A 19,818-nucleotide genomic window follows, 5' to 3' on the forward strand; every position below is an offset into this window, starting at 1 on the left:
ATTAGCAAAAAGCAGTAAAATTTAAACGCAGATGTACGCAGATTAACGCAGATAATTAATGTAAGGCTGCTATTTCTTGTAATAGTTGTAAGGTTTCTGCTGCTTCTTGTTCGTTAATTCTATTCATCGCAAAACCAACATGAACTAATACCCAATCTCCTATACATTTTTCTGGTGGATGTTCTTCGTCAACTATACAAGCTATGTTTACTTGTCTTTTGACTCCTCCCACATTTACCATTGCTAATTTATATTCAATATTGGTTATTTCAGTTATTTGTCCGGGTATTCCTAAACACATTTTAATTTTCCTTTTTTTAAGATTTTAGATATTTAGCGGCAGTAATTACACTTTGTCCTAATGATAATCCTCCATCATTTGTAGGTACTATACTATGAGTTAACACATTAATTTCTAATTTTTCTAAGCGCATTTTTACTTGTTGTAATAAAATTTGATTTTGAAATACTCCTCCTGTTAATGCTACTTGATGAAATTGATGTTCCTGCCGTAATTGTTTAATTATTGTGACAATGAGTATGGCTAAACTTTGATGAAATCTGGCAGCTATTTCTGATGGTAAAACTTGCTGTTTAACATCATTGAGTATTTCTCGCCATGTTAGAGATGTATCTATATAATAAATATTAGCTGATTTTTCAAACTTAAAGGAATAATTTAGACTTTCTTTATCATTGTTTAATATATTTACATTGGCTATAGCTTCCATTTCTATGGCTGCTTGTCCTTCATAACTGCATTGTTCTCTACAAATACCTATTGCGGATGCAACTGCATCAAATAATCTGCCTACTGATGATGTTAAGGGCGAATTAATACCTTTCTCTATGATTTGTTTGAGTAATTTGGGGTTTTTAGTTTCTAAAAATTTGATAATTTCTAAATCACTATATTTTTCTTGTACTTCTTCCCAAGTAAACGCATTATTTAATTGAGAAAATGTATTTCTCCAAGGTTGATAAATTGCCTGTGATCCTCCTATCATAGGTATTGGTTTAAATGTGGCTAATCTTTGAAAATTAACATAATCTGCTAATAAAAATTCTCCTCCCCATAATGTACCATCTTCACCATATCCTAAACCATCAAATGCTATTCCCAATACTGGTTTTGTATCTAAGGAAATTTGATTTTCTGCCATGCAAGCTGCAATATGGGCGTGATGATGTTGAATTTCTACTAATTGAAGATTATTAACTGTTGCTAATTCTTTACCCAGTTTAGAAGATAGATATTCTGGATGTTTATCAATAGCAATTATTTGTGGTTGATGTTGAAATAAATTCAGATATAAGTTTAATGTTTCTTGATAAGCATTAAAAGCCGCCCCATTTTCTAAATCGCCTAAATGTTGTGATAAAATTACCTCACCTTCTCTTAATAAACAAAAGGTATTTTTTAACTCACTACCCATTGCTAAAATAGGCGGTAAATTGGCAAATCCTGATGGTAAAATAATTGGTGCTGGTGCATATCCTCTAGCGCGTCTAAGAGTTTGTATTTTATTATCAATAACTCTCACTACAGAATCATCTACTCTATTGAGAATATCACGATTGTGTAATAATAAATAATCAGCTATTTTCCATAATTTATATTTAGCATCTTCATTATTTATGCATTGTGGTTCATCGGAAATATTACCGCTAGTTAAGACTATCGGGTTTTTCATTCTTCTGAGAATTAAATGATGTAAAGGAGTATAGGGTAACATAAACCCCAAGGTGTTTTGTCCTGGTGCTATGGCAAATGACAATTTACTATCATCCTTAATTTTTAATAAAACAATAGGTGCTACTGGACTATTTAATAATTCTGTTTCCAAATCATTAATATGACAATATTGAGAAATAATGTCAATATCTCTAGCCATTAAAGCAAAAGGTTTATGATAGCGTTGTTTGCGACTTCTGAGTTTTAAAACTGCATTTTCTAAAGTTGCATCACAAGCTAAATGAAAACCTCCCAAACCTTTAATAGCAACAATTTTACCCTTTTGTAATAAAGTACAAACTGCATCCACATCATCTAATATCGAAAACATATCAGAACTGATAACTTTACCATCAGCACGTTCTAACCATGCGCGTGGACCACAGGTAAAACAAGCTACAGGTTGGGCATGAAAACGCCTATTTTCTACATTTTGATATTCCTTTTCACATTCCTTACACATCGAAAAATTAACCATACTCGTATGATTTCTATCGTAAGGAATAGCACTAATAATAGTTAACCTGGGACCACAATGAGTACAGTTAGTAAAAGGATAACGAAAATAGCGACTAAAAGGATCAAAAATATCCTTTTGACACTGAGGACAAATAGCAGCATCAGGCGAAATTTCTGTTTTCATCAGAGTATTCAAACTATGAGAAATCACGAAATCATCAAAGTTAAATTCTCCTAAATATTGACTTCTTACTAATTCATTAATTTTCGCCAAGAGTGGAGATTCTAAATATAATTTATTGACAAATTCTGTAATTTTTTCCTCACTTCCAGAAACACGAATTAAAACCCCTTCCCCATCATTACAAACATCACCTTTCAACCCACAACTTTTAGCTAAACGATAAACAGTAGGACGAAAACCCACACCTTGAACAGTACCCTTAACCCTAATTTCTTCAATAGACATATAAAAACCCAAATAATAATTTATTCACTTAACTCTGTGTCCTCTGTGCCTCTGTGGTTCGTGACAAAATCTCCAACTTCTTTTGATAAACTCATAAATAAATTATCAATGAATCTCAGAAAACGGGAATCTGAAAATTACCAAATTAAAACCCGATTATTACAAGAATCAGAAACTACCATATTTTTACCACAAGTTTTAATTCCATAACACCAATTTAAACTTTGTCGGGTTGGTAGTCCAAAATTATGGTTTTCACTCTTACTGATAAAACTATCTTGTCCCCAAACAGCATCAACATCCGCACTTTGTAATAATAAGATAGACTCCCGCTTTTTCCATGCTAACAAACGAGAATTAGCCGTATCCGCAACTATTAAATAATCTCCCCAAATATCTACACCATAGGGCATACTTAAAATTCTACAATATTTGTGACATCATTTGCTTTAAAAATAAGGATAAAATTAAAACTAAAATCGCCAAAACCATTAATGAGTAAGGATTTTGGCGATTTTAGCCCTGAATAAAAAATGGACAGTAATTCTTTAAAATGGACAATAATTATTTAATGGACATCCTGACTCGGTGACTCGGTGACTCCTAGCCCTCACAGACAACTTTTTCAGCAAACCTTAAAAAGTTGATTTCCATGCGGCTAAATCTGCTAAGGATCTATCCCGGTAACGTCCATATTTTTCTGGTTTACTCTTAATTCTTACACCCAAATCTGGAACAATCCCAAAATTAGGGGCCATTGGTTGAAAATGTTTTGGTTCAGCAGAACTGATAAACTCAAATAATGCCCCCATCATAGTGGTATTAGGTAATATTAAAGGTTCTTTTCCTAAAGCTATTCTCGCTGCATTTGTTCCTGCTAACCAACCTCCAGCAGATGCTGCTGTATAACCTTCTGTTCCTATTAACTGTCCTGCCGCTAATAAATTAGCACGATCTTTAAATTGCAAACTTGGTAACATTAATTGGGGTGCATTTAAAAATGTATTGCGGTGCATGACTCCTAATCTGACAAATTCCGCTTTTTCTAAACCAGGTATCATTTGAAAAACTCGTTTCTGTTCACCCCAACGCAAATTAGTTTGAAAACCGACCATATTCCAAAGTTGACCGGCTTTATCTTCTTGTCTCAATTGCACAACCGCATAATTACGTTCTCCCGTGCGATGATCAGATAAACCCACTGGTTTGAGGGGACCATAGCGCATGGTATCTTCTCCCCGTCGTGCCATTTCTTCAATTGGTAAACAAGCTTCAAAAAATTTCGCTGTTTCCTTTTCAAAGTCTTTTAATTCTGTTTGTTCCGCTTGACAAAGTGCCGAGTAAAAATGTAAATATTGTTCTTTATTCATAGGACAATTCAGATAAGCCGCTTCACCCTTGTCATAGCGAGAAGCCATAAAAGCAATATCTTTATTAATAGAATCTCCTAAAATAATCGGACTGGCCGCATCAAAAAAGTTGAGATATTCTAAGCCTGTAAAACGCTGTAAATCTGCCGATAAATCAGGACTTGTTAAGGGTCCAGAAGCTAAAACAACGATACCTTCAGGAATTTCTCTAACTTCACCACGACGAAAATCAATTAATGGATGATTTGCCAAAGTTTGGGTTAAATCTTCCCCAAATTGTCCCCTATCAACTGCTAAAGCACCACCGGCGGGTACTGCGTGTTCATCTGCTTTAGTGATGATAATAGAACCGAGTTGGCGAAGTTCTTCGTGTAATAGTCCTGCTGCGCGATCGCTTGCCATAGCCCCGAAAGAGTTACTACAGACCAATTCAGCCAAATTTTCCGTATGATGGGCAGGGCTGAAGCGTTTAGGGCGCATCTCGTGGAGAATCACAGGAATACCAGCTTGGGCTATTTGCCATGCTGCTTCTGTACCTGCCAGTCCGCCGCCTATTACTTGTATGGGTTCTTGTGTCATAGTTGTTTTTTTGTGCTTTTTTATGATTGCTTTGGTCATAATAACAATTACAGCAGTTTCCGAAGATATGAGGTACACATTTTCTAAATAGGGCTTGCTGAATAAACCAAAAAACTAGATATATTAAGAGTTTCAGGCTTAAAAAAGTGAATTAGGTGCAAGGAATAAGCATTGAAACCATTAAAAACCTATCACTTTCTCAGATTCGAGACTATTCTTATCTCCTCCTAATTCTTCCTCGGTGACTCCTGACTCCTGACTCGGTGACTCCTGACTCCTGACTCCTGACTCCTGACTCGGTGACTCCTGACTCCTGACTCCTAATTCTTCCTCGGTGACTCCTGACCCCTTCTTCCTAACTCCTAACTCCTAACTCGGTGACTCCTGACTCGGTGACTCCTGACTCCTGACTCCTAGTCCTCACGAAAAGACTTTTTCAGCAAACCCTAAATATTCAGTCCTACAAGTTGAAAAGCCTGTTTAATACCTACATTCATTGGTAATTTTTGTTCTTTTGCATATAATTCTGTAGCTTTACTATAAGCAGATAACATTTCTCGGCAGTTTTCTACCTGTCCATCTTGACCTTTAATATTCAGCAATACCCAGCCTAAATTATGATAGGCTTCAGCATAAATAGGATTATACTTAATTGCTTTTTCAAGATATAACTTTGCCTTCTGCCATTCTCCTATTTGGGCATATAAAGTACCGAGGCGAAATAAAATAAAGGCTTGAGGTGTAAATTTTTGTAGATAATTGTCATAGATTTGAATGGCACTTTGATAATTTTGTAAATTTTCCTGAGTAATGGCGTGATTAATTAATACCCAATCTATAATTGATCCTTGATGACTAGCTTTTTCAAAACTGCTCATAGCATCTTGCCATAAATATTTAGTTGCTTCTCTCCAACCTTTTAAACCCCAAGCCATAGCACTATCAGGAACTTGATTAATGAATTCTTCAATTCTTCTATCTATATCATTAGCTTGTTTAGTGACAACGGCTTTTTCTAAAGCTATAATCAAATAAGGATATAGGCTAGATTGTAACTCTTTTCCATGACTATTTGGCTGATTCTGTAATTTAAATATTGCTTGTGTAGCTGCACGAATAGCTAATTTCCATTCTTGTTGCTGTATATATATCCAAGCTTGTAAACCCAAAGCAAAGGTAGAATCGGGCTGTAATTGCAATGCTTTATTTACTGTATTCTCTGCGTCTTCCCATTTACCAGATTTACCTAATGCCCAAGCAAAATTAGCTTGTATCCAAGCCTCATGGGGAGCTAGTTGGGCGGCTTGTTGTAAATTCTTAACTGCTTCTTGCCAATTTTTTTGACGGCAATTAATCAATCCTAAAACGCCGTAACCTCTGCCATCATTGGGTTGTAATTGAATGGCTATTTTTGCAGCTATTTCTGCTTGTTGATCATCAAGATATATTTGTAATAATGCTAGTTCTACGGCTGCTTCTCCATGATCTGGTGCTAGTTGCAAATATTTTTGATATGCTTGAACCGCATCAGCTATTTGACCTTGTTTGACTAATTCTTTGGCTCGTTGATGTTGAGGAGAAATAAATTTACCTTGAAGTGCATTAATTAATTCATCAGCCGTTTGAAATCTATCCTCTATTCTAAATTGCATTCCTGCGAGAATAACTTTTTCTATTAAAGAACTTAAATCAGGGCGTAGTTGTCGGGGTGACACTAATTTATCCACAGAACTACCTTGTAAAAAAGCAGTGGCTCTATCCGTGGCTTCTATTGGTAATTTTCCTGTTAATAATTCATACATTGATGCACATAAAGCATAAAGGTCTGTACTGGGAAAACGCTTACTTTTTTGAATGTATTGTTCATAAGGTGCATATCCAGGAGTTAATATTCGGGTCATATCCCCAGTTTGACCGGCAATAAATTCTCTAGCTGCGCCAAAATCAATTAATACAGCTTTATCGGGAGAGACAATAATAATATTTTCTGGTTTGATGTCTCGATGCAGTAAATTATGACTATGAATAACTTTTAAAGCCTCGGCAATTTGCACAAAATAATTTTTAACTTGATTTTCTGCTAGTGGTCCTGTTTCTAGCAATATTTTATCTAATGATTTACCAACAAGTAATTCCATTACCATGTATGCGGTATCATTTTCTGTAAACCACTCATAAATTTTGGCGATATGAGGATGAACACATCTTTGTAAATAGTTAGCCTCCGATTGAAACTGTTGCAGTTGTTGTTGACGCTGCATAGGGGTAATGGACATTGGCCACAAAACTGTATTACCTTGTCTAGCAGCATTTTCTGGCCATAATTCTTTAATGGCAACTTGGGTAGAGTTGGAGATACAAGTAGCTGCATAAGTAATACCAAACCCACCTTGTCCTAATATGTTATCTATTCTATATCTGCGATTCCCTAATAATGTTCCTGGGGATAAATGCAGATTTGATATAGTGGAAGAGGAGGTTAAAGGTGTACCGCAAGCGATACAGCTAGTTTCATAATCGTAGTTATCTGTAAGACAGGTTGGACATTGAATAGACATAATTGATAATTGGTAATGAATGAGTATAAGATCCCCGACTTCTTTAAGAAGTCGGGGATCTATAAATTGACTAAAAATTGTAATGCTAAAAGGGTAGCGTTATCAGAGGCGCCACGTTCTAAAACTTTATTAATAGTCAAATTAACTGAGTTTTGTAGGTTTTGATCAGGGGTGAAAATTTCCGCCAGTTCGTTTTTAGGCACTAAGTCCCAAACCCCATCAGAACATAGTAATATAATATCTTCATGTTCTAACTGCATAGATAATTCTGGAGTGGTTTGTTTTAAATTTTGGACGTAACCATCGCTTAATCTACGTTTTGTGCCGATGGATTTTGTGAGAACATTTCTCTCTGGGTGTTCTAAACTTTCAGCTTCTGTAATCTGTTCACTGGCTACTAACATGGCAACTAGAGAATGATCTTGACTGAGTTGTTTTATTTGCCCTTGACGTAGTAAGTAAATGCGACTATCACCAACATGACTAATTATTAATTGTTCGGATATGGCAAATATGACGCTGAGGGTTGTTCCTCCATCTTTAAGTTGATTTGATACTGTTTCGTTGGCTTGAACAAATAGGTTTTCTAGCCATTCCTGGTATTGTTCTATGGTTTGATTTTGGAAAAATATGGGTGTTTCTAAAACTGTTTTTATTGCCAATTGACTGGCTAATTCGCCTTGAGACATTCCCCCCATACCATCAGCGATCGCAGCTAAGAGGATGGTTTCTCTATCACTGATTTTCTGTTGTTTGATGCCATAGTTATCTTCATTTTGTAAACGGTTTATTGATAGTCCAACGGTAGAACTACTGGCTATTTGCCAGTTAATGTTGGGTGTGCTAATGTTTTGGCGGGTGTGAACTAATATTTTTAATAGTTGTTCTAGGGGAAATCTTTCTTCTGGTAGGGAAGATAAACAAATTTTGAGAATTTGATAAATAATAGGAATGGGACTAATTTCTATTTCTATGGTTTGGTCTGTTGATAGGGTTTGTTTGTGAATTATCTGATATAATAATGCTGCAACTGTATAACTACTCATTGTTTCGTGAATGGGGTTTTTACAGTATGCTAATTCGGGAGCGCAATAAGTTCCTATTAACCCAGAATTGAGAGTTTCACCCAAGGGATAGGCACTAGTAAGGTCGAAAAATTGTATAGGTGTTCCCATTTGAATAAATTGGGGAAGGATATTGATAAAACACCATCCTCTTTGATGAAGATAGCGGCATAATTGACATATTTGGCTGGTTAAAAATATTGATTCTTCTAAAGAATGTTCGGTTTTTAGCCAAGTTTCTAGGGTCTGATTTTCCTTGGGAAGGTAGGTAATAAGGAGAAGTTTTTGATGTGATATATTGGTGTTAATTTCTGTTTCTGGATAATATTCATCTTCTAAATATTCTTTTTGCAAATATTCTGAGGCTGTATCTATTTCTGGAATAGGAGAAAAGATAGTTTCAATTTCTGGGATATTTTGGGGTTTAATGTCAATAGTTATATTGTCTTGGCTGTGTGCAAGTAGTTCGGTTACTAGTTTATAATCACCTAGTTTTTTTCTCAGTTCTAGTTCTTGGTTGAGTGCGCTGTTAGTTGCACCTATTCTCAGTAAACCTGGTTTTTCAGATATGATATTGACTTGAAAGTAATAAATATCAGGTGTGAGTTGTCCTAAATAGGAGATGATTTCTATTTGCAGGTTATCTATTTGAAAACAGATGTTTTCTTTAATTATTAGTGGATTTTGATTTGTATTGTCATTCATAGATTCGCAATCAGTATCAGGTTTTAATGCCCCCTAACCCCCAATTCTGGGGGAATCAGAATTTCCAAGTCCCCAAAGTTTGGGGGATTTGGGGGGCTAAATATGGTATCACAGGAAATTTTTTTGATGTTTTAGATAGTTTGAAAGAGAAATCTAACTTTACCAAATGCTATTTCATCACCTGAGTTTAAGGAGGTGGGTATGGTAATTCTGGCACTAAAGCGAGTTTGTCCTGGGGGTTTGATAAATACTCCATTGGTAGAACCTAAGTCTTTGATTTTCCATGTTCCTAGTTCTTGATAAATTTCCGCATGATTACGAGATACTGTTTCTCCGCCAAAAAACGTTTCTAAATCAATTTCTACTGGTCCTGTGTCTGGGTCAAATATGCCCACAATGGCGTTATTATCTAGGATAAATTCTGGGATGGGGGCGGTTGTTTGTTTAGATGTTAGTTTGGCTTTTGTAAATGTGTTGATAATTGGAGGATAGTTGGGTTGTGGTGTAGTTGGTTGAATGACTGTAGGTGCTAAGGAGGGGTCTATTTTTGGTTGTGGTGTGATTATGGCTTGTAGTTCTGAACCGCAAGCGTTACAAAATTCTGAATTGTCTGAATTTTGATCATAACCGCAAACTGTACAGGTAATCATGATACTTTTATCCTCATTTTCAATTATTAATTTTTTTTCAAAAACTTTTAAGATCCTCTTTTAAGATCCCCGACTTCTTTCCTATTGTATCAAGAAATTATCAATTGATGTCAGAAGTCGGGGATCTGGTTATTCTTGTATCAAGAAATTATCAATTGATGTCAGAAGTCGGGGATCTGGTTATTTATGTTCCTGTGAGTTTTCGCATTTCCTCTTCTGAAGGCATTTCGTTAATATCATCGCCCATTTTTACGGTTTTACCTTTTGCACCCATTTTCACGGTTTTCCGAGTTCCATCGGAGATTTTTCGGGTTTTTCGGAGTTCTTCTTGGGCGTTGGTTAAGGATTCTGTCATGTCCTTATTACCAATTTTCATGGTCATGCGTCGGGCTGTTTCTAATATTTGTTCGGCTTTTTGTGGATCATGTTCGGCTATTTTTGTAGCTTGGTTGACGAGGTTAGCTATGTTGCATTGTTGGACATAATCCATAACTTCTTGATTGACTTGGGCTGCATTTTCCTGTCCGGGAACGAATTGAATAATTAGGTTTTGTGGTGGAAATTCACCGCGTATTTTTTGTCCGGGTATGTCGTAAGTGATCCCAAGTTGGGCGATACGCACACGAGTAGCGGGACGATTATTAATAGTAAATTCGAGGATAAATATGGTTTCGTCATTAGCGATCGCATTCCCTAAAGGATGAATATCTTGATTAATGGGAAACTCGGCTTGGGTGGGGTAAGCGCGAACAATTCTAGTCAGTTCTACTCCTTTAACTGTTTTCACTGTTAGGGCTAGATTGGTGATAACTTCTTCTTGGGCTTGGCTATATTCGTCTATGATTTTATTGGGTAAATCAAGGATGGAAATTTGTGTACCTATGGCTGTTCCTGGGACAATATAAAGTAATTTTCCTCCTGTAGAATCGCTAAGATGGGTAAGTAGGTCTTCATTAAATTCTCCTACTCCTAATGCGGTAATGGGGATATTATTGGTGGCGAAATTACTAGAAATTGACCGACATTGATCTTCATCAAATGTTTGTCCATCAGTAAATAATAGGGCGCGTCTGACTGTCATTTGTTGTTCACTTAAGATATCAAATGTCCGCCGTAATCCTAAACCCATGCGTGTACCACCGGAAAAGTTTCTCAGGTTGTTAATAGCGGTTTCTAGTTGATTAATTTCTGTGGCACTGGTTAAGCCGATAGTTTGGGAAGCGTTATCATCAAATTGGACTATGGCAATGCGATCGCTGGTGGTCAATTTTCCCGAACGGACTAATGCTAATAAGGATTCAATGACTAGATCTATTTTGGATTTTCCCCCTATAGCCTCTTGATATTCTTTACCATCTTGTTGATAAATAACCCCCGTTGGTTTTGACTCTCCTGATACTATTTCATACATTGAACCACTAGTATCAATAACAAAGGTAAAGGTTGTGGGGGGACGACTTGTGGCGACATCTTTAGTAGGACGTAATTTCAGCATCACAAATAATTTTTGTGCTGCCGTATCTGCTGGCATAAATTCCCGATGGGGAGTAATACTAATGTTAAGATTGTTCTGCATTTTTCTTTCCTAATTAAATATAGCAGGGAACAGGGAACAGGGAACACTTCGACAAGCTCAGTGCATCGCAGGGAACAGGGTTGAAAGTCCTTTGATGTATAGTTTTTTAGGTAAATTCTGTATCTCATTCAAGTGCATACCGCTATAATTAAATAATTAAATAATTAAATAATTAAATAAAATTTAAGGTGGGAAGCATACCAAATTCAGGTTCTATATCTGACAAATCTGGATCAATTATTTTCGGTATGTCCTGATTTCCTGTTTCTTGGAGGTTATCAATATTTTCTTCTATTAATAACCGCAAGTTGAGGGTCACAGAACTAAATCTATAGCCTTCTCTAATATCCTTTACCCAGGTTTGAATAATGTTGTTGAGTTGATGATCTTTAATTGCTGATAGGCTGAGATTTTGTAAGGTTGTGCGGATATCTTCTTTGATGGCGGGGGTAAAAATCTGTTCTGGCATATCTTCTTGAATTGGGGTTAAATCTAAGGTGTAAGTATATTGCGCTGATGAATCTTTAAGTTTGAGATTAAATGTATATTTAACCATTTATTTAACCATTTGCAGTAAAAGTTTTATCGTAAGTAGGTTAGCGGGAACATTCGACAAGCTCAGTGCATCGCAGGGAACACCGAAGAGAGTTTTGGGCGATTTTACTTTTCTTCACATACCTTTAAATTTTTCGGTTCACCTACTTATGTAAGGATTCAGGTGAGGGGATAAGATCCCCGACTTCTTTAATTAATTGTATTCGGAAAAGATAGATCTATCTTAGAAGTCGGGGATCTGGTTATCATCCCTGAATACTCACGTTTTATCTTTAACTTCTATAGTGATTTGTCCTAATTTGCGGGTATCACCGACTTTTAAATCTTGACTGGTTTTTTTCATGTTTTTTATAGCTGCATACTCTTGATCAAATTGCATGATAATGTTTTCTCCTTCTTTAAAGATTCTAGCGGTAATCGGTGTAAATCCATCGGAGGCATTTAGGGGAATTTCTACATTTAAGGAACTACCAATTAAAATTGGCTTTGTCCCTAATAAATATGTGGTTTGTTCCGTTGCTGTCCAATTTACTAATAAATATGGTTGTGATTCTAACTGCTTTTGTTCTATCCAAGCTATCATTAAACCAATGAAAAATCCTATAATAGATGTACCGGATAAACGCCCCAAAACATCGCCGAAAATACTGGCTGTAATTAAGAAACCACTACCACCAATTCCTCCCCCAATTGTTCCACCTAATAAAGCATTTTTCAGTTTTAAATTAGGAACAAAAAACTTAGTCCCTCCTCCTACTAATGCACCGAGAATTACCCAGGCGACAATATACCCAATTATTTCTAACCCAGCTATATTATAAAGAGGTAGAAATACAATTTGTCCGGTTGCACCTGCTATCATTCCCGCAGCCAGACTACCAAGGGTGCTGATAATACCTTTACGTACTGTTAATAAGGGAAGGCGCATATAGCGATTTTGTCCCATAATTAAAGCCAGGGATATTCCCATGGCTAAAAATGCTGTCCAACCACCCGTGCTTAATACTGAATCAGTGATACTGTAGTTTTTGCCAGAGTCAGATTCAACTAATTGTTTATAAATTGCGGCTTCTGCGTTGCGAAAGGCTTGCTCAAATTGACCGGAATTAGCATAAAATACTAATGAGCCATCGCCTGTAATTTGAGTTAAATAATTTATATCTGCATCCCCTGTAGCAACTGAAATTAATTTTATTCCCATGTTTCTGGCAGCTAGGGCTGAATTATAGGCAAAATTCGGATCATCTGGGATACCATCGGTAAATAGAATGATGTTTTTATCTAATGCGGTTGTTTGTAATTCTCCCATGGCTACGTTGATACCTTCAGCCATTGGTGTACCTCCACTTTCTGATAAGGTATCAATGGCATTTTTTAAGGTGTTAGCGTCCTTTGTGAGTGGGGTGGCGGTTTTAATTTCTAGTCCAAAACTGACTACTGCCAGTTGATCTTTTTGTAGGTCACGACGTTCTATAAATTTGCTGGCTGCTGTTTTGACCTCTGTTAATTTTCCATCACTCATACTTGAGGATGCGTCAACTAATAAAACTATGGCTTGGGCAGATGAGTTTGGTTTAGCTTTGGTTAAGGCTAAAAATGGTTCTCCTAATAGAATTGCGGCTGTCAGGCATCCACTAGCACCGTATAATCCAAATAGTAGGGGTTTGTTATTTTTTAATTGATTAAATGGGTTAAAGTTTCTCATTTTTTAATTAGATGTTTTATTAGCTTTGTCGGTCATCCTGTCGTAAACCATACGTGATATTTCTGGAAACAATGTTTTATCTTTATAAAAACTTGGGTCATCTCCTAAAACAACTAATATATATTTAGATTTTTCATCAGGACTAACTATAATAGCCGCATCATTACGAGTTTTGAAGTTCCAGCCCATTTTTGAATAAAATTTGATATTTTGAGGTAGTTTTTCACCTAAAAAACCCTCAATAGCATTAAATTCTTTATTTTTCCAAGCTACTGGTGATAAATCTCTTTTCATTAATTTTTTCATTTCCCGACTATATTTTTTAGAAATTGATTTTTCCATATATATTTCATATAATAAACGCGTTATATGATAAGAGTTCGTATAGTTACGAATAGGGTTGATTTCATTATCACGAAGTTGTAAATCTCGACCTACAGGGGCATCATTTTTTTGATAAGAAGTGGGAAAAACTTTCTGACTGACATTAATTGGATCATAACCAGCATTTTTAAAAAATAAGTTCATGGCTAAACGCCTTTGAAGCCACTCTTTTAACTCCTCGCCTGATAAAGATTCACCTGATTCTGTTCCTGTGATTTTATCTACAATCACACTAGAGGATTCATTATCTGAATCCTGAATCATTTTTTTTAAATCTTTCTCAGAAATGATTCCTCGTTGTAACTTATTAGTGTTGTAATTTCCATACAAGTAAACCATCCAAAATAATTTTACTATACTTGCGGCAAATCTGGGTTCTTTCGGTAAATACCCAGCATAATAAGGAAATTTTGGCTGATTTATTTCTAATAAACTAACAGATAGTTTATCACTTGGTAAACCTTTATTTTCAACATAACTGACAATATCATTAACTATTTTATCTAGATTTTCACTACTTTTAAACTCTGGAGGTTTAGTATTATAAACTAGTGTTGCATATTTATTTTCTATATTTTGTAAATTGTATTCATCAGGCTGAATTAATCTCATTTCATTTTGTGATGTAGGCATCAAAGCTTCTATAGATACAGAAGGAGTTGGTACAGGTTGTAATGGTTTTATAGTATTTATATCTTGATTCTTTGAAGATACAGAAATTTTAGTGTTTGCATTATTATCATTATAGGGAGGAACAATTATCAAATAATTACCACTTTCAGGTAATATTAATTTATATTTGCCATAAAAACTAGTTTCTTTATTTGCTGGTGTTTTTAAGATTATCTTAGTATCAGAATAAAAGTTGATAATTTTTCCAGTTTGGCCTTCAAAACTAAAACAAGCTGTTTTATCGTTGGCTGTATTTTTCTTATGTAAATTTTGTATATCAGATGTTAATATCAATGGTGATATCACCTGACATTTTTGTTGATTAATGTCAACTATTTTAGTCGGTGCTTTGTTTTGGGTAAATTTATTAAAAACAACTACAAATAGTGATATCGGTAGTAAAAATAAGAAAATAATTCTCCTTATCAAAACCGATGTATTTATTTTACGGATTATTTTGTGAGTTTTATTATTATTATTCATCTGCCCACCTTTTTATAATCAAAAATTTTCCAAATTCCGTTTTCTTTTTCAAAAATGTAAATGAAATTACTGGTAGAAGAACCTGAACTCCCTCTGTCAATTCCATTCCTTCCATATAAATACCTTTCTTCAAAAACCCTAACTTTTATATAAGGTCGTCTACCAGAATTAGAAAAATTAATAATTTGCTTCACCTCAGAAATATTGTATTTATAATAAGCATCATTTTCTTCTAACCAAGCAACCGGTCCATCCGCTTTAGTTGTATACGTGTATAGGTTTCCTGTTGTTAATTGATTAACTAAATCTCTATCAAAAGGTGGCGCAAATATGCGGGGTTTAGCTGCATACCATTTTTCGATTAATTCTAATGCTTGTTCTTGAGAAATATCATTTTCCGGTTGGATATTATTTTCTGAACTAGATTGATAATTATTATTTTCAGAAGTCCTTTCAGAAGTCCTTTCAGAAGTCCTTTCAGGAGTTGCTTCAGGAGTATTTTCAGGAGTTGCTTCAGGAGTATTAGTGGTTAACACAGTAGGGGTATTAGCAGCAGTTTCTAAAACTCCTAAACTCATTTTTAAATCAAAGGTTTTTGCCCCTTTAGGTGCAGCAACTTGAATAACATATTTACCGTTTTTAGATAACTCTCCACCTTTAAGAATTTCATTATCTGGAGTAAATACCCAAAGACAAACATCCGCATCAGTGCTATAACTTAATTTCTGTCCTGTTGTTGCTGTAAAGGTATAGCCAATATTTTTACTAGCACTAACTTGACCAGATTTAGTAATTGTACCTTCATTTAATGCAACTGTTTCTACATCTTTTTCACTCAGCGAAACCATAGGTTTCTCAGCACAACCGGAGGAACTGATAGCATTAAAGGAAACATTGGTTAGAGGATTTTCTATGGTTTGACAACCGATAAGTGATAGACAGGTAGAGTAAACAATTAATTTTTTCAACATATTAAATCATCTCAGGTTTACTAAACAAGAATTAATTTTCATCATCATGGCGCGGATTTATCATTAATTAACGGGTTTTCATGTTTTCTGATAAATTATTTATGTTTAATTTGAGTAACATACCAGGTTTGATCTTCTTTATTCCAAGCTAGATAAAACTTGAGTTTAATAGGTGAAACTTTACCATTTTTCATTTTATAGCGAGTGCTAATATTGACGATAGCATTATCATAATTTTCTTCTTCAATCTTAACTCTGTTAATATTTACATGATCAACTTGTGTCCACCATTCAATAAAAGAGTTGTAACCATCTGGATGTAATTCTTTATTTTCTTTGACTGTAGTTGGATAAATATCCCAAGCTGTTTGATAATCTTGATTATTAATTTTAGTATAGTAATCTTCTATAGCTTTAGCCGGTGATAGTCTATTAACATTATCTGATACTGAAGGAGTAGATTGAGATTCATTTACAGATAAATTAGATGTTCTTGCAGAAGAGATTGCTTGAATATTAATAATTCGCCAATTATTATCCGTTTCATTCCATCTCAGGTAGTATAGAATATTTGCATAAATTTTACTCCCATTTTTTAAATCATTTTTACATCTTACTTTGACTTTTGCAGTTTTATTTTGAAAAGAAGAACTAATTACTTGTACATCAATATTATTAACTTGTTCCCACCATTCTATATAGGATTGATAACCATTAGGATGAGATATAGAATTTTCCTGTAATTCAGTTGCTAAAAAACTCCAAGCCTCTGTATAATTGTTTTCATTTAGTTTTGTATAGTAATCGTTGATAAATATTTCCGGTGATGGTCTATTATCTATATCTGCTGCTGATACAGTGGATAAATTTCTTTTTTTTCTTGTTAGTGTGGTTTTAGAATTGGAAATTATAGAAGCCTGAGTTGTTTCTAAAGGTGTGGGAATAGGAGAAGATGATAAATTAACAGCCTGTGTATTATTGTCCTCTAATTCCAATCCTAAATCAAAGGTAGTAGAACCACCCATAGCAGCAACTTGAACAGTATATTTACCATCAAGAGGTAAAATAGGACTATTAATTAATTGATTATCTGGGGTATAAACCCAAATACAAATATCCTGATTAGTTTTATAAACCAGTTTGTCACCTGATTTAGCTGTAAAAGTATAACCCAGTGATTTATTATTGGTCACCATACCTGTTTCCTTCATAGCTTGAGAACCCAGAGAAATGGGTTTAACATTGTTAGTTTCTAAAACTGCCGTCGGTTGAGTAGGACATTGGGAAGTAATTACTTGATTTACCGGCTGATTTTGAGAACAAGCAGCGAGAAAATAAAAACTCAAAGAAAATAAAAATATTTGCCGATGTTCTCCCAATATCGTCATAAAATTAATTCCTTTGTGCTTCTGCTTTTAGATATTTTCCCCAGTAGTGAAAAGGGACTATTCCAAAAATTATGACTATCAATAACACTGATATCACCATGATCAGACGTACTCCCAAAGGCAGCGATCGCCCAAATACAGGCATAATATATTCTCTGGTTTGCGACTCCTTAGCTTTACCATCTTGAGAAGTCACTTTCACCTGAAGTTTGTGCTTAGAACCCCTTTCCGCATTGGGTTGAGTAAAGGTAATTTCATACTCTCCTAACAACGCATTCAGAAATAACTGCAAGTTCTCAGCTATCTTTTCCGCATCACCAGAAAACTCCGCAATTCCGCCCGTTAATTTGGCAATTTCCGCTAGTCTTTTTTGGTCTACAAATTCTGCTTCGGGTACTTTACGTCTATTCAAGTCAGCACGAGTAGCAGGTTTGCCTAATTTATATTTTACACCTAATTGTTGTGGTGTCAACCCATAACCTAAAGTATGTACTGTAATATTTTGATATTTTTTAAGCAATTTAGTTAAAGCTGCAAAATCAGTCGCTTCATTAAGTGCGTTGTGATATCCGTCGGACAGGAGAATTATTGATAGTCTAGGTTGTGGTTGGGAAGAATTTTCTGGTAAGTAAAACCGGGAGTCCTTAGTATTCCCTAAAAACCTGACTGCTTTGGTTAAAGGTTCATATAAATCTGTAGACGCACAGGGACTCAAACTTGATAAATAATCCAGATTATTTTGCAGTTTAAAATCATTGGCAGGTAGAAATTTATCCAGAGTTTCTTTATTGACAGGCAATTCGGGACATTTACCACCAGCTTCTCCAAAAGGAACTATGGAAATTTGGGTATTTCCACCCCGTTCACTAGAAATTTTCGTAAATTGACGAATGGCATTAATAGCACCTACTATTTTTTTAGTTCCTCCACTATCTACTTGATTCATACTGCCACTAAAATCTAGTAAAACTATAATCCAAGCGGGAGGGGGTACAGTTTCTTCTGGACTTTTCCAATCTTGAGGTTTAAACTTAACCTCCTGTTTATCAACGGTCAATTTAAAATTAGTATCTTCTAAACCCATTAAGGGCTTATCTTCTTGGTTGTTGACTTTAATTCTAATTGTTACTTTCTCATCTTTGAATGTGGGACTACCAATAATTTCTGCCTTTTTTACCCGGGCTAAACTGGGACAAGCTAGAGTCAGAAGCAACAATAAGGATAGACTAAGCCTGGGGATCCAAAAAGCGGTTGTAGTAGACAAAGCGATAATATTTTTCTTCATTGATGTCATCTCCATTAATGGTGTAGAAGGTCAATACATAATTATGCTTCAAAGTGATGGTCTTTCGTGATTTTGTACGGACACTATTTATTTCTATGGCATAAAAGAACTGTTGATCGGGAATGAGAAGGGTTGTCCGGTTCTGTAATTGAATATCAGCAACATGGGGAGGTAGACCAGGAATAGAAATAGTATTGTCAACTCCTGAGCCGATGGTAATTGTCTGATTTCCGGGTAATGAGATAGATAAACCCTCTTCTATTTCATCCTCATTCAGAATATCATCATCTGATGTGACAAAAGAAAGCACCGATTTATTAATGTAGGGATAAGATTGGTTAAGGGTAGGTGAGTCTGTCAGGGAGTCTGTGGATAGTTCCGAGTCTTGAACATGATCCTTAATTTCTGGGTTAATTTCTGGGTTAATTTCTGGGTTAATGTCTGGTTTAATTTCTGGTTTAATTTCCCTATACTCAAAACCGCTACCAGCCCGCAAAGCCGCGAGATAACTGGGAGAATTGGTGAGACTAAAAACGCCACCTAGTAATAAACCTAAAATAGAAAAACCAATAGGATCTTCTATACCTTTAAATTCTGCCGGCATTGTCCCCAACATTAGGCGAATGATTTCAAATATAATTGCTGCTGCAAAACTCGCCCCACTTCCAGCAATGACGCTGGTTTTTAATCTTTGTTGAAAGCGTTTTTTACTCCCCGCTTCGATACTATACCAGAACCAACTTAAACCCTCCGCAATTCCCACAGAACTACCAATTAATAACCATCCTAATGTTCTCACAATGGGAGTAGGTACACGAATAATTGGTAAAAACAGGATTTGGGAAATAATACCAGCAATTAACCCAGAAAGTATTCCCAATCCCAAGGCTATTAGTAGGGGCTTTTGTGCAGTTTTGAAACTGCGTTTTGGTCTGGTGGGGTTGCTGATAAATATTTCATTCATCACCATACCAAAAGCTAGGGAAACTGCTATACAGGGAAATAGGGTAATTTCGGGAAACTGTGTGAATAACCCCAAGTCTGTAAGGAAAAATTGACCTATATTCCAGCCTATTAAGGCTGATGTGATGCCGGCTAGTATGTAAAGGTAGATTCTCATATTTGGTATATCTTTTGATTGCTTAAATAGGGTTTGCTGAAAAAGTTGTCTGTGAGGAGAGGGAACAGGGAACTCTTAACTGGGAACAGT

The 19,818-nt window shown here is 35.4% G+C and carries 14 protein-coding genes and 1 pseudogene; all 15 read right to left on the bottom strand.

Annotated features, from left to right (window positions below):
- Window positions 1-55 precede the first annotated feature (55 nt).
- Window positions 56-301, bottom strand: a complete 246-nt coding sequence (locus tag CUN59_RS04270) for a HypC/HybG/HupF family hydrogenase formation chaperone (RefSeq protein ID WP_104386666.1) — start codon at window positions 299-301, stop codon at window positions 56-58.
- 16 nt (window positions 302-317) lie between these two features.
- Window positions 318-2,663 (bottom strand): carbamoyltransferase HypF, encoded by a 2,346-nt coding sequence (gene hypF, locus CUN59_RS04275; RefSeq protein ID WP_104386667.1) that lies wholly within the window; start codon window positions 2,661-2,663, stop codon window positions 318-320.
- A 137-nt stretch (window positions 2,664-2,800) separates the two neighbouring features.
- A pseudogene (locus CUN59_RS04280) lies at window positions 2,801-3,082 on the bottom strand (hypothetical protein); the annotation flags it as partial.
- 216 nt (window positions 3,083-3,298) lie between these two features.
- Complete coding sequence (gene trmFO / locus CUN59_RS04285) at window positions 3,299-4,612, bottom strand: FADH(2)-oxidizing methylenetetrahydrofolate--tRNA-(uracil(54)-C(5))-methyltransferase TrmFO (RefSeq protein ID WP_104386696.1); 1,314 nt, start codon at window positions 4,610-4,612, stop codon at window positions 3,299-3,301.
- A 446-nt stretch (window positions 4,613-5,058) separates the two neighbouring features.
- The gene (locus tag CUN59_RS04290; RefSeq protein WP_104386668.1) at window positions 5,059-7,170 is read right to left on the bottom strand and encodes a serine/threonine-protein kinase; all 2,112 of its coding nucleotides are present in this window, start codon (window positions 7,168-7,170) and stop codon (window positions 5,059-5,061) included.
- Between the two features lie 59 nt (window positions 7,171-7,229).
- Window positions 7,230-8,939 (bottom strand): PP2C family protein-serine/threonine phosphatase, encoded by a 1,710-nt coding sequence (locus tag CUN59_RS04295; protein ID WP_104386669.1) that lies wholly within the window; start codon window positions 8,937-8,939, stop codon window positions 7,230-7,232.
- 131 nt (window positions 8,940-9,070) lie between these two features.
- Window positions 9,071-9,589 carry an FHA domain-containing protein gene (locus tag CUN59_RS04300; RefSeq protein WP_104386670.1) on the bottom strand — a complete coding sequence of 173 codons (519 nt, stop codon included), beginning with the start codon at window positions 9,587-9,589 and terminating at the stop codon, window positions 9,071-9,073.
- 184 nt (window positions 9,590-9,773) lie between these two features.
- Window positions 9,774-11,165: a vWA domain-containing protein gene (locus CUN59_RS04305; protein ID WP_104386671.1), complete on the bottom strand. Its 1,392-nt coding sequence runs from the start codon at window positions 11,163-11,165 to the stop codon at window positions 9,774-9,776.
- A gap of 172 nt (window positions 11,166-11,337) precedes the next feature.
- Window positions 11,338-11,721, bottom strand: coding sequence for a hypothetical protein (locus tag CUN59_RS04310; protein ID WP_104386672.1), 384 nt, complete (start codon window positions 11,719-11,721; stop codon window positions 11,338-11,340).
- Between the two features lie 258 nt (window positions 11,722-11,979).
- Window positions 11,980-13,425, bottom strand: coding sequence for a vWA domain-containing protein (locus tag CUN59_RS04315; protein ID WP_104386673.1), 1,446 nt, complete (start codon window positions 13,423-13,425; stop codon window positions 11,980-11,982).
- Window positions 13,426-13,428: 3 nt separating this feature from the next.
- Window positions 13,429-14,964, bottom strand: a complete 1,536-nt coding sequence (locus CUN59_RS04320) for a serine hydrolase (protein WP_243406865.1) — start codon at window positions 14,962-14,964, stop codon at window positions 13,429-13,431.
- Window positions 14,961-15,935, bottom strand: a complete 975-nt coding sequence (locus CUN59_RS04325; protein WP_243406866.1) for an ARC6/PARC6 family protein — start codon at window positions 15,933-15,935, stop codon at window positions 14,961-14,963. Before CUN59_RS04325 ends, CUN59_RS04320 begins: the two co-directional genes overlap by 4 nt.
- 95 nt (window positions 15,936-16,030) lie before the next feature.
- A complete protein-coding gene (locus CUN59_RS04330) occupies window positions 16,031-17,323 on the bottom strand; it encodes a hypothetical protein (RefSeq protein WP_104386674.1) in 1,293 nt (430 codons plus the stop codon).
- Window positions 17,324-17,327: 4 nt separating this feature from the next.
- Window positions 17,328-18,608 carry a vWA domain-containing protein gene (locus CUN59_RS04335; RefSeq protein ID WP_104386675.1) on the bottom strand — a complete coding sequence of 427 codons (1,281 nt, stop codon included), beginning with the start codon at window positions 18,606-18,608 and terminating at the stop codon, window positions 17,328-17,330.
- Window positions 18,550-19,728: a hypothetical protein gene (locus tag CUN59_RS04340; RefSeq protein WP_104386676.1), complete on the bottom strand. Its 1,179-nt coding sequence runs from the start codon at window positions 19,726-19,728 to the stop codon at window positions 18,550-18,552. The genes CUN59_RS04335 and CUN59_RS04340 overlap by 59 nt, the downstream gene beginning before the upstream one ends.
- Window positions 19,729-19,818: the final 90 nt, after the last annotated feature.

Origin of the sequence: Cuspidothrix issatschenkoi CHARLIE-1 (genome assembly GCF_002934005.1) — a bacterium.
Taxonomy (GTDB): domain Bacteria; phylum Cyanobacteriota; class Cyanobacteriia; order Cyanobacteriales; family Nostocaceae; genus Cuspidothrix; species Cuspidothrix issatschenkoi.